This window comes from Halorubrum sp. CSM-61, from assembly GCF_003781945.1.
In the GTDB taxonomy this organism is placed as follows: Archaea; Halobacteriota; Halobacteria; order Halobacteriales; family Haloferacaceae; genus Halorubrum.
The window spans coordinates 247,888-270,457 of record NZ_RJJW01000002.1; the positions used below are offsets into that span (position 1 = coordinate 247,888).

The 22,570-nt window shown below is 68.4% G+C and carries 17 protein-coding genes; 3 read left to right on the forward strand and 14 right to left on the reverse strand.

The genetic code is table 11. From position 1 onward, the window contains the following. Positions 1-68: 68 nt before the first annotated feature. On the reverse strand, positions 69-2,258 hold the full coding sequence (locus EDM04_RS04295) for an elongation factor EF-2 (RefSeq protein WP_123619922.1): 2,190 nt from the start codon (positions 2,256-2,258) through the stop codon (positions 69-71). Between the two features lie 190 nt (positions 2,259-2,448). Between EDM04_RS04295 and EDM04_RS04300 the strand changes: the two genes are divergently transcribed. Beyond that, complete coding sequence (locus tag EDM04_RS04300) at positions 2,449-3,093, forward strand: bifunctional 4-hydroxy-2-oxoglutarate aldolase/2-dehydro-3-deoxy-phosphogluconate aldolase (RefSeq protein WP_123619923.1); 645 nt, start codon at positions 2,449-2,451, stop codon at positions 3,091-3,093. Between the two features lie 677 nt (positions 3,094-3,770). Here EDM04_RS04300 and EDM04_RS04310 read toward each other — a convergent pair. From EDM04_RS04310 to EDM04_RS04325, 4 genes are all read right to left on the reverse strand, one after another. Then, the gene (locus EDM04_RS04310) at positions 3,771-7,358 is read right to left on the reverse strand and encodes a DNA polymerase II large subunit (RefSeq protein ID WP_123619925.1); all 3,588 of its coding nucleotides are present in this window, start codon (positions 7,356-7,358) and stop codon (positions 3,771-3,773) included. Positions 7,359-7,374: 16 nt separating this feature from the next. After that, positions 7,375-7,794 carry a PPC domain-containing DNA-binding protein gene (locus tag EDM04_RS04315; protein ID WP_123619926.1) on the reverse strand — a complete coding sequence of 140 codons (420 nt, stop codon included), beginning with the start codon at positions 7,792-7,794 and terminating at the stop codon, positions 7,375-7,377. A gap of 222 nt (positions 7,795-8,016) precedes the next feature. After that, positions 8,017-8,394, reverse strand: a complete 378-nt coding sequence (locus tag EDM04_RS04320; protein WP_099254317.1) for a NifU family protein — start codon at positions 8,392-8,394, stop codon at positions 8,017-8,019. A gap of 102 nt (positions 8,395-8,496) precedes the next feature. Then, positions 8,497-8,826: a DUF5783 family protein gene (locus EDM04_RS04325; protein ID WP_123619927.1), complete on the reverse strand. Its 330-nt coding sequence runs from the start codon at positions 8,824-8,826 to the stop codon at positions 8,497-8,499. A 393-nt stretch (positions 8,827-9,219) separates the two neighbouring features. On the opposite strand from EDM04_RS04325, the gene EDM04_RS04330 reads away from it, so the two are divergent. Further along, positions 9,220-9,978 (forward strand): hypothetical protein, encoded by a 759-nt coding sequence (locus tag EDM04_RS04330; protein ID WP_123619928.1) that lies wholly within the window; start codon positions 9,220-9,222, stop codon positions 9,976-9,978. Positions 9,979-9,997: 19 nt separating this feature from the next. Here EDM04_RS04330 and EDM04_RS04335 read toward each other — a convergent pair whose 3' ends face one another. Both EDM04_RS04335 and EDM04_RS04340 read right to left on the reverse strand, forming a co-directional pair. After that, complete coding sequence (locus EDM04_RS04335) at positions 9,998-12,676, reverse strand: heavy metal translocating P-type ATPase (protein ID WP_123619929.1); 2,679 nt, start codon at positions 12,674-12,676, stop codon at positions 9,998-10,000. Between the two features lie 505 nt (positions 12,677-13,181). After that, positions 13,182-13,781, reverse strand: coding sequence for an AsnC family transcriptional regulator (locus EDM04_RS04340; RefSeq protein WP_123619930.1), 600 nt, complete (start codon positions 13,779-13,781; stop codon positions 13,182-13,184). Positions 13,782-13,912: 131 nt separating this feature from the next. Between EDM04_RS04340 and EDM04_RS04345 the strand changes: the two genes are divergently transcribed. Then, a complete protein-coding gene (locus EDM04_RS04345; RefSeq protein WP_123619931.1) occupies positions 13,913-14,110 on the forward strand; it encodes a heavy-metal-associated domain-containing protein in 198 nt (65 codons plus the stop codon). A gap of 28 nt (positions 14,111-14,138) precedes the next feature. On the opposite strand, the gene lpdA is transcribed toward EDM04_RS04345, so the two are convergent. The 7 genes from lpdA to EDM04_RS04380 form a co-directional block, all read right to left on the reverse strand. Further along, on the reverse strand, positions 14,139-15,566 hold the full coding sequence (gene lpdA / locus EDM04_RS04350; RefSeq protein WP_123619932.1) for a dihydrolipoyl dehydrogenase: 1,428 nt from the start codon (positions 15,564-15,566) through the stop codon (positions 14,139-14,141). Then, positions 15,566-17,233 carry a dihydrolipoamide acetyltransferase family protein gene (locus tag EDM04_RS04355; RefSeq protein WP_123619933.1) on the reverse strand — a complete coding sequence of 556 codons (1,668 nt, stop codon included), beginning with the start codon at positions 17,231-17,233 and terminating at the stop codon, positions 15,566-15,568. The genes lpdA and EDM04_RS04355 overlap by 1 nt, the downstream gene beginning before the upstream one ends. Before the next feature lie 72 nt (positions 17,234-17,305). Then, positions 17,306-18,292, reverse strand: coding sequence for an alpha-ketoacid dehydrogenase subunit beta (locus EDM04_RS04360; protein ID WP_123619934.1), 987 nt, complete (start codon positions 18,290-18,292; stop codon positions 17,306-17,308). Continuing rightward, positions 18,293-19,396, reverse strand: a complete 1,104-nt coding sequence (gene pdhA / locus EDM04_RS04365; protein WP_123619935.1) for a pyruvate dehydrogenase (acetyl-transferring) E1 component subunit alpha — start codon at positions 19,394-19,396, stop codon at positions 18,293-18,295. 286 nt (positions 19,397-19,682) lie between these two features. Continuing rightward, positions 19,683-20,087 (reverse strand): hypothetical protein, encoded by a 405-nt coding sequence (locus EDM04_RS04370; protein WP_004048800.1) that lies wholly within the window; start codon positions 20,085-20,087, stop codon positions 19,683-19,685. Positions 20,088-20,235: 148 nt separating this feature from the next. Next, positions 20,236-20,922: an RPA family protein gene (locus EDM04_RS04375; RefSeq protein ID WP_123619936.1), complete on the reverse strand. Its 687-nt coding sequence runs from the start codon at positions 20,920-20,922 to the stop codon at positions 20,236-20,238. Position 20,923: 1 nt separating this feature from the next. After that, the gene (locus tag EDM04_RS04380) at positions 20,924-21,850 is read right to left on the reverse strand and encodes a replication factor A (RefSeq protein WP_123619937.1); all 927 of its coding nucleotides are present in this window, start codon (positions 21,848-21,850) and stop codon (positions 20,924-20,926) included. Positions 21,851-22,570: the final 720 nt, after the last annotated feature.

Consider the following 22,570-nt stretch of genomic DNA (forward strand, 5'->3'; position numbering starts at 1 on the left):
AGGTGTGAAAGGGATCGAGGCGTGACGGAGCCGAGAGACCGCGGAAAACCGCGGACCGCGTCGGCGACTTAGAAGTAGTCGATCGACTGCGGCAGTTCCAGCTTCATGCCCTTCCGCTCGCGGATCTCCATGATCTTCTCGCGCTGGAGGTTGTCGACGAGCACGCGGAAGCCCGCGTTCTCGGTGTTCCACGAGGCGCGGCCCTCGGTGGCCGAGCGGATGTCGGAGGAGAACCCGATCATCTCCTCGACGGGCGCGATGCCCTCGACGACCATGAGGTCGCCCTCCTGGTACATGTCGTCGACGCGGCCGCGGCGGCCCTGGATCTCGCCGGACGCCGCGCCCATGTGCTCCGAGGGCACGTCGATCCGGACGTCCTGAATCGGCTCCAGCAGGCGGACCTCGCCGTCGATCAGCGAGCGGTGGACCGCGTCGCGGACCGCGGGGATGACCTGCGCGGGACCGCGGTGGATGGTGTCCTCGTGGAGCTTCGCGTCGTGCAGGCGGAACAGCGACCCCTGGACCGGCTCGGCGGCGAGCGGCCCGTCGTCGAGCGCCTCCTGTAGCCCTTCTAAGACGAGCTCCATCGTCTCGTTGAGGTGCTGGATCCCCTTCGTGTCGTCGATGAGGATGTTCGTCCGGTGGATGTGCTCGACGTTCTGGGAGGTGTCCTTGTCCATGCCGGCCTCCTGGAGCGCCTCGCGGCGCTCCAGTTCGGGCATGTCCATCGAGACCTCGCCGAGCTGGATGGCGTCGACGATCTCCTGGGCCATCGGCTCGACGGTGAGGTAGAACTTGTTGTGGCGGTTCGGCGACTGCCCCTCGACCTCGCGGGAGGCCTCCTGGGGCTGCTCGCGGAACACGACGATCGGCTCCCCGGTGATGACCGGGATGCCCTGGTTGTCGCGGATCCGCTGGGTGATCACTTCGAGGTGGAGCTCGCCCTGCCCGCTGATGAGGTGCTCGCCCGTGTCCTCGTTGATCTCGATCTGGATCGTCGGGTCCTCCTTGGCGACCTGCTGGAGCGTCTCGATGAGCTTCGGCAGGTCGTCCATGTTCTGGGCCTCGACGGACTTCGTGATGACCGGCTCGGAGATGTGCTCGATCGACTCGAACGGCGTCATCTCCACGGAGGAGACGGTGGAGCCGGCGATGGCGTCACGCAGGCCGGTGACCGACGCGATGTTCCCGGCCGGGACGCGGTCCACCTCCTCGCGCTCGGACCCCATGAAGAGGCCGACGCTCTGGATGCGGTTCTTGCCCGCGGTCCCGGAGACGTACAGCTCCTGTCCCTTCTCCAGCGTGCCGGAGAAGACGCGACCGGTCGCGATCTCGCCCGCGTGCGGGTCCATGGAGATGTCGGTGACCATGAAGACGACGTCGCCGTCCTCGTCGACGAGCTGCATCCCCTCGGCCAGTTCGGAGTCCGCGTCGCCGCGCCAGATGCGCGGGACACGACGGGGCTGGGCGTCGACCGGGTTCGGGAAGTGCTCGCAGACCATGTCGAGCACGACGTCCGAAAGCGGCGTCCGCTCGTGGAGCTCGTCGCGCTTGTCGTTCCGTTCGAGCTCCATGATGTCGCCGAAGTCCATGCCGGTCCGCTGCATCGACGGCATCGAGACGCCCCACTTGTACAGCGCGGAGCCGAACCCGACCGTCCCGTCCTCGACGGAGACGGTCCAGTCCTCGGGGATGTCGTCCATGTTCTCGGCCATCCCGCGGATGAGCTCGTTGACGTCGGCGATGACCGACATCAGCCGCTCCTGCATCTCCTCGGGCCCCTCCTGGAGCTCGCTTATGAGGCGGTCGACCTTGTTGATGAACAGCGCCGGCTTCACGCCCTCGCGGAGCGCCTGCCGGAGCACCGTCTCGGTCTGGGGCATCGCGCCCTCGACGGCGTCGACGACCACTAAGGCGCCGTCGACCGCGCGCATCGCGCGGGTGACGTCGCCACCGAAGTCGACGTGGCCCGGGGTGTCGATGAGGTTGATGAGGTGGTTGGTGTCCTCGTACTCGTGGGTCATCGAAACGTTCGCCGCGTCGATGGTGATGCCGCGCTCCTGTTCGTCCTCCTTCGTGTCCATCGCGAGCTGCTCGCCCGCGGTGTCCTGGGAGATCATGCCGGCACCGGCCAGCAGGTTGTCGGAGAGCGTCGTCTTCCCGTGGTCGACGTGGGCGGCGATGGCGATGTTCCGGATGTGCTCCGGGTTGTCCATCAGCCGCTCGCACTCTTGAACGATCTTCTTGCGTCGGCCCATTATACCGTTCGTTACCGACAGCAGGGTCAAAAGGGTAGTGTTTCGTCTCGGCCGTTTCGACCGGATCGGCCCGCGATCCCCGCCGTTTTCGTGTCGATCGGTCGCACGATCTGGAGGGACCGGTCAGGCGATGTTTTCCCTTTCCGTGCGCATCCGCGTCTATTTACGTTTCGCTCGGAAACGGGGACGCATGAACGAGACGCTCTCGCGGATCGTCGACAGCGGCGTCGTCGCGGTGCTGCGCGGAGTCGAGGCCGACCAGCTGATCGGGATCACGGAGGCGCTGCGCGAGGGCGGCGTCACCGCCGTCGAGATCACGGCCGACACGCCGGACGTCGCAGAGAAGCTCGGCGAGGTCGCCGGTTCCTTCGACGACGAGGTCGTCGTGGGCACCGGCACGGTCCTCGACAGCGAGACGGCCCGAACGACCCTGATGGCCGGCGCGGAGTTCGTCGTCTCGCCGAGCCTCCACGAGGACGTGATCGAGACGTGCAACCGCTACGGCGCCGTCAGCGCGCCCGGCGTGATGACCCCGACCGAGGCGGTCCGCGGCTACGAGGCCGGCGCCGACTTCGTGAAGGTGTTCCCCGCGAAGACCGTCGGCCCGGCCCACCTCGGCGCCATGAAGGGCCCGCTCGGCCAGATCCCGATGATGCCGACCGGCGGCGTCGGCCCCGACAACGCCGCGGACTACATCGACGCCGGCGCGTTCGCGGTCGGCGCGGGCGGCGCCCTCGTCGACTACGACGCCGCCGAGCGCGGCGACTACGAGGCGATCACCGAGACCGCCCGCGAGTTCGTACAGGTGGTCGAGGACGCGCGCGCAGACGACTGAGGCGAGGCGGCAGCGGCGGTCTCTTTATAAACGGAATCGGACGGCAGCAGCGGTGGCGTGCGCCTGCGAGCGCCCGTCGGGCGCGAGCAGCCCGCACGAGGGAGTCGGCGCGGCGCTTGTAAGCGCCGCGCCGACGAGGCTGGGGAGGCGTGAGGCTGTGCGGTGCGTGCGGGTGGACTCAAAGGGGCAGTCGCGAGGCCGCCGTAGGCGACGTAAGCACCGTAGCGAAGGAGCGGTAGCGACTGAGCGAGGAGCGCAGCGAGCGTACGGCGGCCTCGCGACTGGGGCTTTGGAGGTGTTCACCGTCGATCCGCCGCCAACCGTTTATAGCCGAGCGACTGGGGCTTTGGAGGTGTTCACCGTCGATCCGCCGCCAACCGTTTATAGCCGAGCGACTGGGGCTTTGGAGGTGTTCACCGTCGATCCGCCGCCAACCGTTTATAGCCGAGCGACTGGGGCTTTGGAGGTGTTCACCGTCGATCCGCCGCCAACCGYTTATAGCCGAGCGACTGGGGCTTTGGAGGTGTTCACCGTCGATCCGCCGCCAACCGTTTATAGCCGAGCGACTGGGGCTTTGGAGGTGTTCACCGTCACTCTACGATCAACGATTTATAAGCGACCGGCGACGCCGACCACCGCTTAAAAGGCCCCAACAACCCCGGTCCAGCCCCGATCTTCTACATGAAGTCCGCGATCCCCGACTGCTTGTTGGTGTCGTCCTCGAAGATCGACTCAAGCGATTGGTCTAACACCTTCAGCCGCTGTTTCGTGTAGGGCCGGCAGCCGAACCGGTCGGCGACCTCGATCGCCGTGTCGACGTACTTGCTCACCGACCCCTCGTGGACGGTGAGGTTCACGCGACCGCCGCACTCGCGGCAGTCGCCCGACAGCGGCATCCGGCGGTACTTCTCGCCGCAGTCGAGACACCGCGTCTCCTGCCGCGAGAACGCCCGGAGGTTCCCGATGATGTCCGGCAGGAAGTGGTACTCGATCACGCGCTCGGCCACGTCGGTCTCGTCGACCGCACGGAGCTTCCGGGCCAGCTCCAGCTGGGCGTCCATCTTCTCCATCATGTCACCGAGGGTCTTGTACGCCGACAGATCCGGACCCATCGCGATGTCCGTCGTGTCGTGGGTGTGGCCGAACCCGTGGTACTCCTCGTCGGTCCCGAGCGTGTCCTCGCCGATCTGGATCAGGTCCTCGACCGACTCCGGATCGGCCATCTCCAGCGTCGCGTCGTAGAACTCGCGCGGGTACTCCCGCGCGATGTCGACGTTGTGCGCCTCGTCGTCGATCTCCGAGGGATCGATCCGCGAGGACATCACGAGCGGCGCGTCCATGCGACCGCCGCGCTGGTCGGGGAGAAAAGTTTTCGAGAAGTTGAGAAGACCGTCCATGAGGAGCATCACGCAATCCTCGTCACCGTCGCAATTCCGACGTTTCGCGGCGTGAAAGTACGGATGAGCGTACCCCACGGCGGCCGACGTGAAACCCACCACTCTCCCGACAGTCGCGGCGCTCGTGTGGGGCGCCATCCCGAAGACGAGCTCGCCGACGAGGTCGTCGCGCTCGTTCACCTCGTAGAAGCGGTCGAGCCCGTAGTACTGCTCCAAGAGGTCGTCGACGAAGTCCGCGGTCTTCAGCATGTGCTCGGCGGCGCCGTCGGAGAGGACGATGTCCTGCACTCGGAGCTCGACGAGCTGGTCGTCGTGGCGCAGCGGCTCGCCGTCGATGTCGGTCTCGTAGCCGATCTCCCGGAGGTGGTCCGCGGTGACGTCGAGCTCCTCCGGGCGGACCGACGTGACGGGGAGGTCGGTCATGTCGTACCTGACGGTGCCGTCCTTGAACGACGTGACGCCGTTCTTCGCGCGCAAGACCCCCTTCTCGATCGGCTCGGGGGTCTTGTTCCGCGAGGTGAGCCCCTGTACCCCTTTGAGGATCTCGAAGGACGCCTCGCGCTCGCCGACGTTCGCCAGCGCGGAGCGGTAGGCGTCGTTGAGGTCGACCTCCCGGTAGGTCGCCGCGGTCACCTCCCACTCGCAGCGCGGGCACTCGACGCGACCGGCCTCGTCGGGCTCGCAGACGGTGCCGCAGTCGCCGCACTCGTAGTGGAGGTCGGTGTGGACCTCGCAGTCCGGGCACTGCGCCCGGTACGTGTGCTCGCCGCACTCGGGACAGACGCGGTCGGAGACCTCCACCTCCAGCCGCCCCCGGTGGCCCGAGTCGTCCATGACGCTCGCGGCCTCCGCCACGTCGCGCTGGGGGCCGCCGGCCTCGTTGATCGGGAAGAGGGTGTGGACCGCGGGCGAGAGGTCGCGGCTCTCCGACTTCTCCGGGCGGCCCATCCGGTTACCGATCCGGGTCGGCGCCCGCTCGCGCACCTCGAAGGGCGCTACCTCGTTGACGGCCCGGATGGCGTTCTCGCCGTCGTCCCACTCGCGGGCCGCCGCCGAGAGATCGTCCGCGTCCCACGTCTTCCGGAGCCCGTCGTCGACCCCGAGCGACCGCGCGAGCGGGCGCCACGTGGGGATCCGGAGCGCGTCGGGCGTCGCGACGTGCTCGACTAACAGCGACTCTAACGCCGCCCGCGTCGTCTCCGTGCGCTCGACCGCGAGGACGCCCTCGACCACGTCGCCGGCGGCGACCGCGTCGGCGAGCGCCTCGAAGGCGTCGATCGACACGTCGTGCCAGAGGTAGGTGTACTCCGGGTGGAGCGGACAGTCGTACTCGCGCGCCCACGCGAGGGCCTCGTCGACGTCGGGGCGTTCGAGGTCGACGTGCGGGTCGTCCCGCATCGCCTGCACGTCGGCGCCGGCGGCCTCGAACTCCTGGACCCACCACTCGGAGACGTACGACGCGGGCGCGAGCGGGTGATTGTTCTCGACGAACTCGCCGTAGTTGACGAGGTACTCGCCCAGATCGAGCACCTTCTCGACGCCGTTCCGGATCTCCTTCGCCTCCTCGGGGTCGTCGATCCGCCGGACCTCGCCGTTCGCGAGCCGCACCGTCGGCCCCTCGATGGAGTCGACGGGGACGACCCCGTGGGCCTTCCCCGGGCGCTCCGTCTTGATCTGAGTGCCCGCCGCGAGGAAGTCGTCGACGAGGTGCATCGTCGCCGGGTGGACCCCGCCGGTCGCGAACCCGTGGTTGCGCGCGCGACCGTACCGGAGCCGGAACCCGCCCGCCTCGCTCGGGTGGGTGAACACGGGGCGGCCGGCGATCAGGTCCCGGAGGAACTTCTGGGAGGACTTCGCGCGAAGGGGGCCGTCGGGCTCGGCGGCTCCCGAGTCGTCGTCCGCACCGTCTCCGTCGCTCTCGCCCTCTGCGTCCGCCTCCGAGTCGCCGTCGTCGTCCGCCTCCGCGCCGGCTTCCTCGGCGGTCTCGTCGCTCGCACCGTCCTCGTCGCTCGCACCGCCGCCGTCCTTCCCGATCGTCCCGTCGATCAGGTCCTGGAGCCACGGCCAGTCGACCTCGTCCAGATCGCGGGTGTACCGCTGGATCTTCGGGGCCTTCAGCGCGATCCCCTCGGCCGCGACGAGACACATCCCGCCGCGCGCGGAGTTGGTGTCGACCCGTTCCAAGTCGCGGAAGCCGGAGACCTCCTCGTCGCCCGTCGCCTCCCCGTCGAGCATGACGGGCATGTGCTGGGCGATGAACTTCGACTCCTTGTCCTTGGGCGTGTACTGGAGCCCGGTCTCCTTGTCGTAGAGGGCGATCTCCTCGGCGTAGCGCTCGACCTCCACGTCTCGGGGCTTGTACTCGTCGATATCGAGCAGCGACCGGGCGTAGTCGGCGACGAGCACGGACAGCGCCTGCGCGGTCCCGCCCGCGGACCGGATCGGCCCGGCGTAGTAGACGTTGACGAACTCGGTGCCGTCGTCGTTCTCCAACAGCTCGACGCGGTCGATCCCCTCGATCGGCGCGGCGACGACCCCCTCGGTGAGCAGCGCGACCGCGGTCCGGACCGCGCCCTCGACCTTGCCGGCGCGGGAGTCGTAGTCGCCGACGGTCCCCTCGACGAAGTCGGTGACGAGCTCCAGCGCCGCCTCCTCGCGGGACATCTCGCCCTCCAGCTCGCGGACGCGCTCCGCGACCCCGTCGATCCCGAGGATGTTCTCGACGCGGTCCGCCATGTCGCGGGCGATCGGGATCTCGATCTCCGGTTTCGGGTCGTGGCCCTGCTCCTTGGCGGCCTCGGCCACGTCCCACGCCTCGTCGAGCCGGTCTTCGATCCGGGCGAAGTAGCGCTCGTCGTCCGGCCTCATCGCCGCGCGCCCGTTCTCAAAGCCATAGGTCGAGGTCGGTGGCCTCGTCGTGGGAGCGCTCCAGCGGCTCCGCGAACGCCCGCAGGTGACACTCGCCGGCCCAGACGGTCGCGGAGTCGAGGTGCCCCGCGAGCGCCTGCCCGCTCGGCCGCGACAGCACGACGTGCGTGTGCGCGAACACGTCGCCGTCGAGCAGCGAGACGTTGCCGACGCAGGCCGCGACCTCTAGCGGCTCGTCGAAGGACACCGAGCGGTACTCGGTGTCGTCTTGGTCGTAGAACCACACTTCCGCGTCCTGTACGGCCCCGAGCGCCGTGAACCAGCCCGCCTCGACGTCCTCCGCGCGGGCCAGGTCCTCGATCTCCTCCCGCCAGTCGGCGCCCGTCTCGAACCGCGCGACGTACTCCGCCGTCGGCTCGACTTCCCGATGGTGCATAGGAGTCGTCCACGACCGCCGAGGGCAAAAAGCCTTCAGTCGCGCCGTGAGAGTGAATTGATATAGCGATATTTGATTTAGCAGCTCGCGGCGTAGATCAACCCCGTCTACACAGAATCAGCGAGAAGCGAGCCAGACACCGGAGTATCGAGCAAATAGCTCTCGGAGATCGAAAACAGAGAGAACGGAACCGCGAGATCGGGGAAAAACCGAACGACCCGCTCAGAAGGGGGCCTGGGGGCCTTCGTCGTCACCGCCGTCGTCGGTGGTCTCGCCGGGGAAGGAGGGAGACATGCCGCCACTGCTGGTGCCGCCGAGGTCGCCGTCCGCGCCGGAGTCCATACCGGTGTCGGCGTGGACCGTCTCGATCTCGGGGATCTCTTTGACCATCCGGGACTTGATCGCCTGGATCGTCATCGGGGAGATACCGCAGCCGGAGCAGGCCCCGCCGAGTTGGATCGTGACCTCGCCGTTCTCGCGGTCGAGGTGGCTGATGGCGGCACTCCCGCCGTGCATCTGGATCTGCGGGAAGTTGCGCCGCAGGAAGTTCGTGATCCGCTCGCGGAGGTCGTTGTCCGCGTCAGTCGTGTCCGTGCTCATGCCCGCGAATTGGCGTCCGGGCGGCTTATGCCTTTGGTTCGACGGGGCGCGTGCCGGGAAAACGGGCGTGTCGGAGGGGCGAACGGGCCAAACGCGATCGGTTCACTCCGGGCGGTCGACGCCCAGCGTCCGGTACAGCTCCGTCTCGATCCGGTCGACGTACTCGTCGAGCGTCTCCTCGAACGTCTCGTCGTCGACGGGGACCGCCCCCCGAATTCGCTCGCGGGGGTTCTCGGGGAGTTCGACGCGGAACTCGCCGTCCTCGTAGAACGGCTCGGACTCGTTGAGCACCGTCTGGTCGATCCCGTGGATCAGCTCCGAGTCGTACCGGTCGTTCATCTGGTTGAACGCGTTCTTGTACGCCCGCTGGAGCTCGTTGAAGTAGTTCGCGTACTTGTCCTCGAACTTCTCGGGGTCGAACTCGTCGGCCATACCCGATCCGACGGCGCGGTGGGGAAAAAGCCGGTCGATCGTCGCTCAGGGGACCGGAACCGACGTGCGAGGCCGTCGTCGCCGTCGATCGGGAATTAGGGCCCGATCGATGGTTTGAATCATATATCGCTATATCAAATTTGTTCTCGCGGGCCAGCTGTGCCCTATCGAGAGACTCCCCAGAAGACCCTTCACACGCTGGCGAACAGGGAAGGTATGCGCCGACGCTCCCTCCTCGCTGGCCTGTCGGCCGCCCTCGGGGCGTTCGGCGGCTGCAACACGACAGGAGACGAATCGACTGATCCAGCAAACGAATCAACGACTGAAAACGAGTCGACCGATCCGGCAGACACACCGGGACCGACAACCGACTCGGAGTTTGCCGGGGTGTCGATGCCAGACCTTCCAGGCGAGAACGAGGTCACTTGGTACCACGAGTCCGACGAAACGACTCAGGGATTCGTCCGTCCGAGCACCGAAAGGACGGAACTGCCTGCTCAGATCGACTTCACGTACTACAACCGATCGGAGGAATCGACCGGCTGCGGCCACTGGAAACTCTACAAACTGCGGGGCGACCGATGGTTCCACATCGGACCGTATGCTCACGACGGCATCTGCTTCAACCTCGCGGCGGGTGAAAGCGAGACGTGGACGATGGCGGCGGCGACCGGTGAGATGGACGACGAAGTGGACGACGAGAGTGCGGATCGCTACCCGTACCTCGGCGGCGGCCGCTACGCCGCCGTGGTGGGATACGGGCACGCGACGCCGAGGAGCGCCGCCCTCGTCGAGGTCGACGCGCCGCCGGTCTCCGTCGTTCCGACGGACGACGCGACGAGCGAGTCGGACGGGGACACAGTGACCGTCACCGAAGACCGGTGGCGGACTGCGGCCGACTCCGACGACGGAGATCGGGCCACCCTCACGCTGGAGCGAGCGCAGACCGCCGACCGCACGATCATCGCCGAGCAGGTGATGCGTCGGCGGAACCGCTGCTACCGGAATCTGCTCGGGTTCACGGACGAAGCGATCGAACGGGTGGTCCTGCGGACGGACGGGCGAACCGCCGACCGAGTCGTCGTCGACGGCGAGACGGTCCGACTCCGGTACGGCGATCAGGCGTACCGCGTGACGAGGGGCGAGCCGTGATCGGGTCCGGCGGCCTCGCTCACCGCAGCCGACCGAGCAGCCGGTAGTCGCGGTCCGGCTCGTACCGGCGGAAGAGCAGGCTGTTGGCGAGCACGCTCACGCTCGAGAGCGCCATCGCACCCGCGGCCAGCGCGGGCTGGAGCAGGCCGAGCGAGGCGAGCGGGATCATCAGCGTGTTGTAGCCGAGCGCCCACACGAGGTTCTGTTTGATCTTCTGAAGCGTCGCGTTCGAGATCCGGATCGCCTTCGCCACGTCGAGCGGGTCGTCGCGCATCAGCGTCACGTCCGCGGCCTCGATGGCCACGTCCGTCCCCGAGCCGATGGCGGTGCCGACGTACGCGACCGCGAGCGCGGGCGCGTCGTTGACCCCGTCGCCGACCATCATCGCCTGCCGGCCGTCGGCCTGTATCGATTCGATCGCCTCCGACTTGTCCTCGGGGAGGACCTCGGCCCGGACGTTCTCGGGGTCGATCCCGACCCGCTCTGCGACCGCGCGGGCGGTGCGCTCGTTGTCGCCCGTGATCATCATCACGTCGATACCGCGGTCCCTGAGGGCCGCCACGGCGTCCGCCGCGCTCGGCTTCACCGTGTCGGCGTCGGCGACGATCCCCACGAGCCGGCCGTCGTTCGTGCCGGCGGGCACGCGGGCGACGAGCATCGCCGTCTTCCCCTCGCTTTCGAGACGTTCCATCTCCGCCGCGGCGGGCGAGGGGTCGATCCCGTTGTCGCGCAGCAGTTTCCGGTTGCCGACCAGCACCTCGCTGCCAGCGTCGGACCCGTTCGACGCGACCGTCGCGCGGACCCCGTGTCCGGGGACGTTCTCGAAGTCGTCCGGCTCGGGGACCTCCAGTCCGCGCTCGCGCGCTCCCTCGACGATGGCGCGGGCGAGCGGGTGTTCGCTGCCGCGTTCGGCGATCGCGGCGAGCCGGAGCACCTCGTCTTCCGGGTCGCGGGCGGGGTCGGTGGTAGCGGTATCGTCGTCGCTCTCCACTCGCTGCGCCGCACCCCCGTCGGAGAGCAGGTCGCCGTCGCGGTCGAAGGCGACCACGTCCGTCAGCTCCATCTCGCCTTCGGTGAGGGTCCCGGTCTTGTCGAAGACGACGGTGTCGACGTCCTTGGCGCGTTCGAGCACGTCGCCGCCCTTGAACAGGACGCCGTGTCGGGCGCCGATCGTCGTGCCGACCATCGTCGCGGCGGGCGTCGCCAGCCCGAGCGCGCAGGGGCAGGCGATGAGCACCGAGGAGGCGAACACGACGACCGCGAACTCCGAGACCGAGATCCCGCCGCCCGCGGGCGCGGGGCCGCCGGCGACGAGGTCCCACAGCGGCAGGGCGTCGACGAACCCGGAGAGCGCCTCCGGGAAGAGGAACCAGACGAGGCCCCACATGAGGGCGTTGGCGATGACCGCGGGGACGAAGTACGCCGAGATGCGGTCGGCGAGGTTCTGGATGTCGGGCTGGCGCGACTGCGCCTCCTTCACGGTGCGGACGATCTGCTGGAGCGCGGTGTCGGCGCCGACCTTCGTCGCCTCGACGACGAGCACCCCGTTCTCGTTCACCGTCGAGCCGACGACCTCGTCGCCCGCCTCCTTCTCGACGGGAACCGACTCCCCGGTCACCATCGACTCGTCGACCGCGCTCTGACCGTCGACGACGACCCCGTCGGTCGGGATCTTCTCGCCCGGACGGACCTTCATCCGGTCGCCGACCGCCACCTCGTCGAGGGGGACCTCCCGCTCGGTCCCGTCCTCGGAGACGAGCGTGGCCCGATCGGCCTCCATCTCCAACAGCGTCCGGAGCGCCTCGCCGGCGCGCCCCTTCGAGCGGGCCTCCAGGTAGTTGCCGAGCGTGATGAAGAGGAGGATGAACGCGGCGGTGTCGAAGTAGAGGCTCCCGGCGATCGCGCCCGAGAGCGCCGCGACCGAGTAGAGGTACGCGGTCGTGGAGCCGAGCGCGATCAGCACGTCCATGTTGGCGCGCCCGTTCGTCACGAGCGCCTTGTAGGAGTTCCTGTAGAACGGGCGCCCTAAGACGACCTGCACGGGCGTCGCGAGCAGGAACTGGACCCACCCGATCGAGACCCCGAAGACGGTCTCCGGGAATATCTCGCCGCCGAACAGCAGGTGATCGGTCATAAAGGCCAGCAGGGGAAGCGAGAGGACCGCCCCGAAGAGGGTCAGGCGGAGCTGCTTGCGGATCTCCTCCTCGCGGGCGGCGTCGCGGGCGTCCCGTCCGGCGTCGCCCGTCTCGCTCACGCTATCCTCAGCGTCTCCGTCCCCACCGCTCTCCCCCCGGACCGGCGAGTAGCCCGCCGACTCGATCGCGTCGTAGAGGTCGCCGAGCGAGGCGTCCGCGGGGTTGTACCGGACTTGCGCCTCGTCGGTCGCGTAGTTCACCGTCGCCTCGATCACGCCGGGCGTGGACTCGAGGGCGTCCGCGTTGGCGTCCGCGCAGGACATGTCGGTGATCGCGACCGTGACCGTCTCGCTGACCGCGCCGTAGCCGGCGGCCTCGATCGCCGCGTAGATCTCGGCGAGCGACACCTCCTCGGGGTCGTACTCGACGGACCCCTCGTCGGTGGCGTAGTTGGCGTTCGCCGACGCCACCCCGTCGAGATCGCCGAGGGCGTCCTCGATCGTCGCCGAGCAGTTGGCACAGGACATGCCCGTGACGTTCAGGTGGGCTGTTCTCGTTGGCATACCTACTCCTACGTGTCCCACCCTTAGGCGGTTTTCTGCTTCGAGACCGCGGCTCTAGCTCTGCCGAAACCTTCGATTCCAAAGTGACGTGCGTACCCGAGAGACCGGAGACGAGAAACCGAATCGATCGACGACCTCATTTAAAACGAGAGCGGTGGCGCGCGCCTCCGAGCGCCCGCAGGGCGCGAGGAGCGCGTGCGAGGGAGTCAGTCGTCCGGAGCGACGCGGAGGGCGACTGACGAGGTTGGGGAGGTGAGAGGTGCGGTTGCGGTGCGGGGCGGGGTGGGACTCAAAGGGGCAGTCGCGAGGGCGAAGCACGGCGCAGTAAGCACTGCAAGGAGCGAGCAACGCGAGCGACTGAAGCGCGCAACAAGTCGCGCGAGCCGTCGCGGCTGGGGATTTGGAGGTGTTTACCGTCGATCCGCTGTCAACCACTTATAAACGAGCAGCTGGGGCTTTGGAGGTGTTTACCGACAAAATGGCTTATAAATACCCACCCACCGAATTATACCCCCTCCTCCAGTCGCTGGTACCGATCCCGAAACCGCGACAGGCAGGACGGACAGCAGAAGTGGTACACCTCGCCGTCGATCCGGGCCGTCTCGCCTTCGCTATCGACAGAGTTCGAGCACTCCGCGCAGGTCAGCGCGAACTCCACCCCCTCGATCGAGGGCGTCCACTCGAACTCGTCGACCAACGTGATCGCGTAGTCCTCGACGGCGATCCCCTCGAACAACCCCTGCACCCACTCCCGCGCGGTCCGGCCCTCGACGCGGGCGTACACGCGGAGGTCGCCCTCAGCTGTAACGAAAACGTGCTCGACGGCGTCGGCGTCCCGGAGCCGCTCCCGCGCCGCGTCGAGCGCCTCGGGACGGTTCGGCGGCAGATCCGCATCCACCAGCACCGGAACGCCGGCCCGGAGTTTCGTGCGGTCGACGTCGACCGTGAACCCCTCGATGACGCCGGTCTCCTGCAGCCGGGTGACCCGATCCGACACCGCCGGCCCGGACAGCCCCACGCGCTCGCCGATCTCGCTGAACGCCCGGCGGCCGTCCTCGGCCAGCAGCGACAGGATCTCCAAGTCCGTCTCGTCGAGGTCGCGCATGCGTTCCGGTACGGCTCCGATACATAAGACGGTTGGGCGGTGCGGTTCAGATTCCAAAGCGAAACCGGCTATCGAACCCCAGTTTCAAAGCAGAAAACGACAAACGTCGGCCCGCCCTATCGCCACGCGTCATGAGCCAGACGATCACGGTCGAGGGGATGTCGTGCGGGCACTGCGAACAGAGCGTCACGGAGGCGCTCGAAGGCGTCGACGGCGTCGAGAGCGCGACCGCGGACCGCGAGAGCGACTCGGCGACAGTCGAGGGCGACGCCGACCCGGACGCCTTGGTGAGCGCGGTGAACGAGGCGGGCTACGACGCGTCGGCTTAAAAGACGCAGCAGTCGACTCGACTCTCGACTACCGGTTCAGCGTGTGAATCGCCTGTCCGCGGGCGTTCTCCGCGGCCTCCATCACCGCCTCCGCGAGCGTCGGGTGGGTGTGGACCGTCGCCGCCACGTCCTCCAGCGTCGCGCCCATCTCGATCGCGAGCGCGACCTCGGCGACCAGCTCGGAGGCCTCCGGGCCGACGATCTGCCCGCCGAGCACGAAGCCGGTCTCCCCGTCGGCGACGAGCCGGACGAACCCCTCGGTGTGTCCGGTCGTCATCGCGCGGCCGGAGGCGTTGAAGGGCATCTCGCCGACGACCGGGTCGAACCCCTCGTCCTCGGCCTCCACTTCGGTCAGTCCCACCGTCCCGATCTCGGGGTCGGTGAAGACGGCCGCGGGGATCGCCTGCTGGTCCATCGCGGCCGGCTCGCCCGCGATCACCTCGGCGGCGACGATCCCCTCCTTCGAGGCCGCGTGCGCGAGCATCGGCTCGCCCGAAACGTCGCCGACCGCGTGGATGTGCTCGACCGCGGTGCGGGTGCGGTCGTCGGTCTCGATGAACCCGCGGTCGTCCGTCTCGATCCCGGCCTTCTCCAGATCGAGCCCGTCCGTGACCGGCTGGCGGCCGACCGCGACGAGGATCTTGTCGACGCCGTACGTCGATTCGTCCCCGTCTTCCGTCTCCGTGTGGAGGAGGTAGCCGCCGTCCGCCCCCTCCGACCACTCGCTCGCGCCCTCGCCGAAGTGGAACTCGACGCCGAGCTCCTCGGCGCGCTTGCGCACGATCCGCTTTACGTCGTCCTCGTAGGGGTCGAGGATGTCGTCGAGCATCTCGACGACGGTTACCTCTGCCCCGAGCTTGGCGTACGTCGTCGCCAGCTCCATGCCGATGTAGCCGCCGCCGACGATCCCCAGCCGGTCCGGGACCGTGTCGGCGTCGAGCGCCTCGGCGGAGCTCCAGACGTGGTCCTCGGCGAAGTCGAAGCCGGGGATCTGGATCGGGCGCGAGCCGGTCGCGACGATCGCGTGCTCGAACTCGATCGACTCGGAGCCCTGTCCCTCCCCGCCGTGGGCGACGCGGGCGGTGTGCTCGTCGACGAACGAGGCGGTCCCAGACACGAGGTTGACGCCGTTCGCCTTACAGAGCTTCTCGACCCCGCTCGTGAGCCGGTCGACGACCCCGTCCTTCCACTCGACCATCTTCCCCATGTCGACGGCGGGGTCGGCGTGGATCCCCATCGACTCGGCGTTGCCGGCCTCGTGGGCCAGCCCCGAGCCCGTGATCAGCGCCTTCGAGGGAATGCAGCCGCGGTTGAGGCAGGCGCCGCCGTAGGCGTCCTTCTCGACGAGCGTCGTGTCGAGCCCCTCCTGTGCGGCGCGGATGGCGGCGACGTAGCCGCCCGGTCCCGCGCCGATCACCAGTACCTCCGTTCCGGTTGCGATGTCTCCGACGACCATTAGTGTGACAACAGTAGCAGCGGGTGTTCAAGGTGTTCCATCACGGTGTTCGCGAACTCGGCCGCGACCGCGCCGTCGATCACGCGGTGGTCGATCGACAGCGACAGGGGGAGGGTCGGCGCCGCGACAACCTCGCTCGTTCCGTCTCGCTCCCGCACGACCGGGCGCTCCTCGATGGCGCCCAGCCCGAGGATCGCGGTCTCGGGGTAGTTGACGATCGGCGTGGCGTACTCGCCGCCGATGGCGCCGAAGTTGGTGATCGAGAACGTGCCGCCCTTCATCTCCGTCGGCTTGAGCTTGCGCTCGCGGGCGCGCGACGCGAGGTCCCTGACCTCCGCGGCCAGCTCGAAGAGCCCCTTCTCGTCGACGTCCTCGACGACCGGCACCATCAGCCCGGCGTCGGTCGCGACGGCGATCCCGAGGTTGTACTCGCCCTTCAACACGATCTCCTCGTCCTCTTCGCGGAGCTCGCTGTTGAGGTACGGGTACTCCTTGAGCCCCGCGACGATCGCCTTCATCACGAACGGCATGTAGGTGAGCGTCACGCCCTCCTCTTCCGCCTTCGGCTTCAGCTCCTCCCGGGCCTCCACGAGGGCGTCGACCTCGGCGGTGTCGTGGTGGGTGACGTGCGGGGCGGTGAACTTCGAGCGCTCCATCTGCTTCCCGATGGTGCGCCGTACGCCGCGGTAGGGGACGGTCTCGTCGGCCGATCCCGTCGCCGCGCTGGCGCCGGTCGTCGCGGAGCCTACGGCGGCACCGCCGGCATCGACGTCGACCGGCTCGGGTTCGGGCGCCGGGGCGTCTGCGCCGGCTTCCGCCCCCGACTCCAGCGCCTCCGCGTACGCCCGGACGTCCTCGCCGGTGACGAACGCCTCGCCGTCTCGGGTCTCGTCGGTCGGCACGTCGTCGACGTCGACGCCGAGATCGCGGGCGACCTTCCGGGTCGCGGGCGTCGCGAGCGTCGTCTCGCGGCCGGCGGGTTCGGGGGCGTCGGGCGCGGCCGCGGTCGTCGCCGAATCCCCGCCGGAGCCGTCGTCGCCCCGCTTTCGCACCGCGGATTTCCGGTCACCGGAGCCCACATCGGTCGGGGCCGGGGTCGGCGCCCCGTCGGACCCGGAATCGCTCGCGTCGTCGCCGCCCTCGGCGTGCGCCCGCACGTCGGCCTCGCTTATCCGGTCCCCGGGACCGCTCCCGTCGACCGCCGCGATGTCGACGCCCAGTTCGCGGGCGAGCCGCCGGGCCGACGGCGGCGCGAAGGTCCGACCGGACGGGGTGGTCGGCTCCGCCTCGGCGTCGGACTCCGACTCGGCGTCGGTGCCGGGCTCGGCATCGGGCTCGACACCGGTATCCACCTCGGGCTCGGCGGCCTCGCCTTCCGCGCTCGTCTCGCCGCCCGCTTCGGCGTCTCCGCTCTCCTCGCCGTCTTCGCCGACGCGGAACGAGATGATCACGTCGCCGACGGGGACGACGTCCCCCTCCTCGGCGAACAGCTCCTCGACGGTCCCGTCGTACCGCGACGGCACCTCGACGAGCGCCTTGTCGGTCTCGACCTCCGCGACCGGCTGGTCCTCCTCGACGCGGTCGCCGGGCGCGACCAGCCACGTGACCAGCTCGCCTTCGGCGACGCCTTCGCCGACGTCGGGCAGTTTGAACTCCTCGATCGTCATGCCTCGACCTCCTCGGGGATCGTCGGACCGCTCTCCGGTGTTGTCATGGGGTGGAGTTCCTGGGGAGCCATCTTAAAACTCGACCGCCTCCCTGATACCCTCCTCGATGCGCGCCGCGGTCGGGAGGTAGTAGTCCTCCAGCGCGTACAGCGGGTACGGCACGTCGAACCCGGTGACGCGTCCGACCGGCGCCTCCTGGTACAGCAGCGCCTCCTCCTGAATGATCGCCGTGATCTCGGCCGCGAGCCCGCCGGTCTTCGGCGCCTCGTGGACGACGACGGCGCGGCCGGTCTTCTCGAACGCCTCGATTATCGCCTCGCGGTCGAGCGGGGAGACGGTTCGGAGGTCGACGACCTCGCAGTCGATCCCCTCCTCGGCGAGGCTCTCCGCGGCCTCCAGCGTCGGGCGCGTCATGGCGCCGTAGGTGAACAGCGCCACGTCGCCGCCCTCACGGCGGGTGGCCGCCTCGCCGATGGGGACGGTGTACGGCTCCTCGGGCACCTCGTCGCGGAACGCCCGGTAGATGAGCTTCGGTTCGAGGAAGATCACCGGGTCGGGGTCGCGGATCGACGCCGCCAACAGCCCCTTCGCGTCGTAGGGGGTCGAGGGGATGACGACCTTCAGCCCGGCCTCGTGGGCGTAAAAGGCCTCCTTCGACTCGGAGTGGTGCTCTGGCGCCCGGATCCCGCCGCCGTAGGGGGCACGGAGGGTCATCGGCAGGTTGAATCGCCCCCGGCTTCGGGTGCGGAACCGGGCCATGTGAGAGACGATCTGGTCGAATCCGGGGTACATGAACCCGGAGAACTGGATCTCGGGGACCGGCCGCAGCCCCATCGCGGCCATGCCGACCGCGCACCCGACGATCCCCGACTCCGCGAGCGGGGTGTCGACGACGCGGTCGCCGCCGAACTCGTCGAACAGGCCCTCGGTCGCGCGGAAGACGCCGCCGTTCTTCCCCACGTCCTGACCCAACACGAGGACGTCGTCGTCCTCGCGCATCTCGGTGTACAATCCGTCTCGGACCGCCTGTACCACGGTGAGGTTCTGTGTCTCGCTCATTCACTCCTCCAGGAACGCCGCATCGCCGTGCGTCTCGCGGAACGCCGCGAACTCCTCGTACTGCCGCTCCAGCTCGGGCGGGAGCTCCGCGTACGCGTGCTCGAACATCTCCTCCGGCTTCGGCCGCGCCTCGGACTCGGCCGCCTCGATGGCCTCGGCCACCCGCGTCTCGACTTCGGTCTCGATCTCGGCGACGCGCTCGTCGTCGAGCACGCCCTCGGACCGGAGGTACGCTTCCAGCCGCGGGATCGGGTCCTTGCGCTTCCAGCGCTCGACCTCGTCGTTATCGCGGTAGACCGTCGGGTCGTCGGCGGTCGTGTGCGCGCCGAACCGGTACTGGACCGCCTCGATCAGCGTCGGGCGCGGGCGGTCGGTCTCGGGGTCGCGCGCCTTCTCGACGGCCGCCTCCGTGACGCTGTACACCGCGAGCGGGTCCATCCCGTCGACCTGTACCCCGTCGATCCCGTACGCCTCCGCCTTCTGGGCCAGCGTGGCGCTCCGCGTCTGCCGCTCGCGGGGCACGGAGATGGCCCACTGGTTGTTGTTACAGAAGAAGACGGTCGGCGTGTCGAACACGCCCGCGAAGTTGACCCCCTCGTGGAAGTCGCCCTCGCTGGTCGCGCCGTCCCCGAAGTAACAGAGGAACACCTCGTCGGTCCCGCGGAGCTCCGAGGCCCACGACGCGCCGGTGGCGTGCGGGACCTGCGAGGCGATGGGGACCGCGACCGGGAACACGTTCACGTCCTTCGGCGTCGCGTTGCCCGCCTCGTGGCCCATCCAGTAGAGCAGGGTCTGTTTCAGCGGGAGCCCGCGGACGAGGGCGGCGCCGTGCTCGCGGTAGGAGGGGACGATCCAGTCGTCCTCGGCGAGCGCGGTCGCGGAGCCGACCTGTGCGCCCTCCTGACCCGACAGCGGCGGATACGTCCCCATCCGCCCCTGCCGCTGGAGGCTCACGGCGCGAGCGTCGAAGTGCCGCGCCAGCCGCATGTGCCGGTATATCCCGACGAGCTCCTCGTCGTCGAGGTCGGGCACGTCGCCGACGACCTCGCCGTCCTCGTCGAGCACGCGGACCGGATCGTCGTACGCCCTGTCGAACACGCTCACGGACGAAGCCACCTCTTCATACACGAACGGTTCGCCGCCCGGGTATTATGGTTTTCGTAGATAGTTTATTATAGTCAGAAATCGGTGGGAGGGGTGAGAGACTGTCCATCAGATTCGAGAAGAATCGGACGTTTTTGAACAATTCAGGCCGTCCCCGGCAATATTTTCGCCAATATCGTCGTTTCGCGGAATAGTACCAAACGATCGGGTAAGTTTATCTGCGGATCGGAGGCGCGGCTAGCCGCGGGAGCGATCGACAACAGAAGTCGCGGCGAACGGCCGGCGGCTATCCGAGTCGGAAGGAGGGTTCGTCGGGCTCGCCGTCGAGGTCTTCGAGCTGGATCACCTCTTCGTCGCCGTCCTCCAGCTGCTCGCGGAGGTAGTTGACGTAGCGTTTGTGCTCCTCCAGCTGCTCGCGGAGGTGGTCCGCCTCGAGCTCCAGCCGCTCGTGCTCGCGCACGAAGCTCTTCGGGACCTCGATCTTCGGGGGGAACGACTCCCCGCTCTCGCCCATGCTGTCGAGCTCCGCCTCCGGGACGACCCGGACCTGTCCGTCGTGGGCAACGAGCGTATCCACGTAGTCCCGGAAGACGGCCGACAGCGAGATGTCTCGCTCCTCGGCGATGTCGCGAAGGGTCTCGAACGCGTCCTCGTTGACGCGGAACGAGATCGTCTTGTTCTTGTTGCCCATTATCGAACCGTTCGTCACGCAACCTACTTAAGCGTTTGTCAGACAGTCGCAAGAGTGAAATTTCGGACCCGGACGGGTCCGGATCGCGCCGGCCGGGTTCAGGTCTCGGATCGCGCCGGCCGCGTCGGATCGGATCGCACCGTTCGCGTCAGGGCTCCGGCGTGCCGGCCGAATCCGACCCGTCGGGGGCGGTCTCGTCGCTCGCGGCATCGTCGCTCGCGGACCCGTCGCCCGCGGACCCGTCGCCCGCGAGCTCGTCGCCGTCGCCCTCGTCGAGGTCTTCCAGCGCCGACAGCGCGGCGGCCTTGTACGTCTCGGGGTCGAGGTCGTACTCCTCGCGGGCCATCCGCGCGTACTCGTTCCCTTCGTCGTCGAACGCGGCGACGCGCTCGATCGTTCGCTTGGCCGTCTCGGCGACCCAGCGGTCGCGGGTGGCGGCGTCGACCTCGGTGATCGATTCGGGGCGGACCGAGACCCGGACGGTGCCGTCGTCGGTCTCGTACGTCCGGGGCTTCCCCACGACTGCGACGTAGGCGGGCGGTTCCAAGTCCCGGAGTTTGGAAGCGGCTTCCGGCTGGTACTGGCCGGCGTACACGAAGAACGTGCCCGTCGGGTCGACGATGCGGCCGCGCCAGTACTCGCTGTCCTCGCCGACGTCCTCCTTCTCCGTGAGCGTCCCCACGAAGAACACGCGGTTCGAGGACTCGCCCGTCGGCAGCAGCGCGTAGACGGGGGCGCGCTCGTCGTCGGACTCGGTGAACGTGTAGCCGGCGTCGTTGAACTCGCTCGCGAACACGCGCCGGGCGACCTCTCGGGTGGGTGCGGATTGGCTCATTTCAGATCGACCTCGCTTCGATCAGCGCGGCTTCAACGTCGACGCTTCCGGGCTCTTCCATCTCGTCGACCAAGACGTACCGGCCGAAGGTGGGGCCGGTGACGCGGTAGTACCGCCCGAGCACGTCGTCGCCCATCTCCTCGGCGACGACCGTGGTGTCGAGCGCGTCCATCGCCATGTCCTTGGCCTCCTCCAAGCCCATTCCGGTGAGCTCCTCGGTGGCCTCGCGGTCGAAGATGACCTCGGTGACGGTCTCGCCGTCGTCGAGGACGCCCTTGATCCGGAGGTCGAACTCGCCCTCGACCTGGCCGTGCTCGGAGCACCGCCCGTTCTGGAGGACGCGCGTGCAGTCGTCCTCGGGGCACCGCTTGATCAGCCCGGAGCCGGACTGGATGTCCACGAGGGCTCCCTCGACGGTGTCGGCGTTGTCGCCGACCTCGATCTCCTCGTCGATCTCGGTGATCTGGGTGGTCCGGTTGAGCTTCACCGAGTAGCTCCCCTCGTACTCGTCGGTGACGACGTTGGAGAGCTCGTACGCCTGTCCCTCCGTCAGTTCGGGGAGATCGGAGGTCTCGAAGGCGACGAACTTGATCGTGCCCGACTCGTCACCTAAGAGCCCGACCTGCGAGATCGAGTCGCTGCGGGGCTCCCAGAGGTCGACCAGCTTCACGCGCAGGTCGACCCACTGTTCGTCCTCCTCGATCTCGTCGACCAAGACGGACTCGCTGCCGCCGCGGCCGAGCTCGTCGCGCTCCATGCCGGCGTCTTCGAGGTAGCTGTTGGTGACGCTCCGGCGCGCCTCGTCGAGGGGGACGCGGTACTCGTTGACGAGGTTCTCCAGTCGCTCCTCGACCTCGTCGGCGCCGACGTCTAGGTGGTCCGAGAACTGTTCCGCTATCGCTTCCGCTTCCTGTCGCAGTTCGCTCATGGGGTGTCTCCGCCTCCGGTCGTGTTTCAATGGGAGGCGTACGACGGTTGGTTCCTCACGGTATTAAAACGTACGTGACCGCGGTGAAAGTGAACGTATCCAGGCGTCTCACGCCCCGTACCGCGGGTTCATCCGATCGAGGCGACGGGTTCCGACGCGGCCCGTCGCGCCGACGTCTGACGCCCGTCAGCCACGCGCGGGCGCCGTTTCGAGTGGAACGGTACCATGCAAAACGTCCGCAGGCAACGATCCTTTATAAACAGACACGCGGTGGCGTGCGCCTGCGAGCGCCCGGAGGGCGGGAGCAGACCGCGCGAGGGAGTCGGTGGTCCGGAGCAACGCGGAGGACCACCGACGAGGCTGGGGAGGCCTGAGGCTGCGGTCCCGCGAGCGACCGACGGAAGCGAGCGGGAGCACGGAAGCCGCAGCGCCGAGCGCAGCGAGGCGACCGTCTTCCGGCGGTCGCTGTGCGGGTGGGACTCAAAGGGGCAGTCGCGAGGGCGAAGCACGACGACGTAAGTACCGCAAGGAGCGAGCGGAGCGAGCGACTGAGGAACGTGGTTCGAAACGGCGGAGCCGTTTCGTCATCGCCAGAAATCGGAGATTTCTGGCTAGCAGTCAGAACGCTTCGCGTTCTGACGACATCACGAAAGGCGCTCCGCGCCTTTCGAACGACAACGAGTCGCGCGAGTCCTCGCGGCTGGGGATTTGGAGGTCTTC

Excerpts from the sequence above, each read along its gene's own strand:
- EDM04_RS04295 (WP_123619922.1), bottom strand. The coding sequence starts at position 2,258 with ATGGGCCGACGCAAGAAGATCGTTCAAGAGTGCGAGCGGCTGATGGAC.
- EDM04_RS04300 (WP_123619923.1), top strand. The coding sequence starts at position 2,449 with ATGAACGAGACGCTCTCGCGGATCGTCGACAGCGGCGTCGTCGCGGTG.
- EDM04_RS04310 (WP_123619925.1), bottom strand. The coding sequence starts at position 7,358 with ATGAGGCCGGACGACGAGCGCTACTTCGCCCGGATCGAAGACCGGCTC.
- EDM04_RS04315 (WP_123619926.1), bottom strand. The coding sequence starts at position 7,794 with ATGCACCATCGGGAAGTCGAGCCGACGGCGGAGTACGTCGCGCGGTTC.
- EDM04_RS04320 (WP_099254317.1), bottom strand. The coding sequence starts at position 8,394 with ATGAGCACGGACACGACTGACGCGGACAACGACCTCCGCGAGCGGATC.
- EDM04_RS04325 (WP_123619927.1), bottom strand. The coding sequence starts at position 8,826 with ATGGCCGACGAGTTCGACCCCGAGAAGTTCGAGGACAAGTACGCGAAC.
- EDM04_RS04330 (WP_123619928.1), top strand. The coding sequence starts at position 9,220 with ATGCCAGACCTTCCAGGCGAGAACGAGGTCACTTGGTACCACGAGTCC.
- EDM04_RS04335 (WP_123619929.1), bottom strand. The coding sequence starts at position 12,676 with ATGCCAACGAGAACAGCCCACCTGAACGTCACGGGCATGTCCTGTGCC.
- EDM04_RS04340 (WP_123619930.1), bottom strand. The coding sequence starts at position 13,781 with ATGCGCGACCTCGACGAGACGGACTTGGAGATCCTGTCGCTGCTGGCC.
- EDM04_RS04345 (WP_123619931.1), top strand. The coding sequence starts at position 13,913 with ATGAGCCAGACGATCACGGTCGAGGGGATGTCGTGCGGGCACTGCGAA.
- lpdA (WP_123619932.1), bottom strand. The coding sequence starts at position 15,566 with ATGGTCGTCGGAGACATCGCAACCGGAACGGAGGTACTGGTGATCGGC.
- EDM04_RS04355 (WP_123619933.1), bottom strand. The coding sequence starts at position 17,233 with ATGACGATCGAGGAGTTCAAACTGCCCGACGTCGGCGAAGGCGTCGCC.
- EDM04_RS04360 (WP_123619934.1), bottom strand. The coding sequence starts at position 18,292 with ATGAGCGAGACACAGAACCTCACCGTGGTACAGGCGGTCCGAGACGGA.
- EDM04_RS04370 (WP_004048800.1), bottom strand. The coding sequence starts at position 20,087 with ATGGGCAACAAGAACAAGACGATCTCGTTCCGCGTCAACGAGGACGCG.
- EDM04_RS04375 (WP_123619936.1), bottom strand. The coding sequence starts at position 20,922 with ATGAGCCAATCCGCACCCACCCGAGAGGTCGCCCGGCGCGTGTTCGCG.
- EDM04_RS04380 (WP_123619937.1), bottom strand. The coding sequence starts at position 21,850 with ATGAGCGAACTGCGACAGGAAGCGGAAGCGATAGCGGAACAGTTCTCG.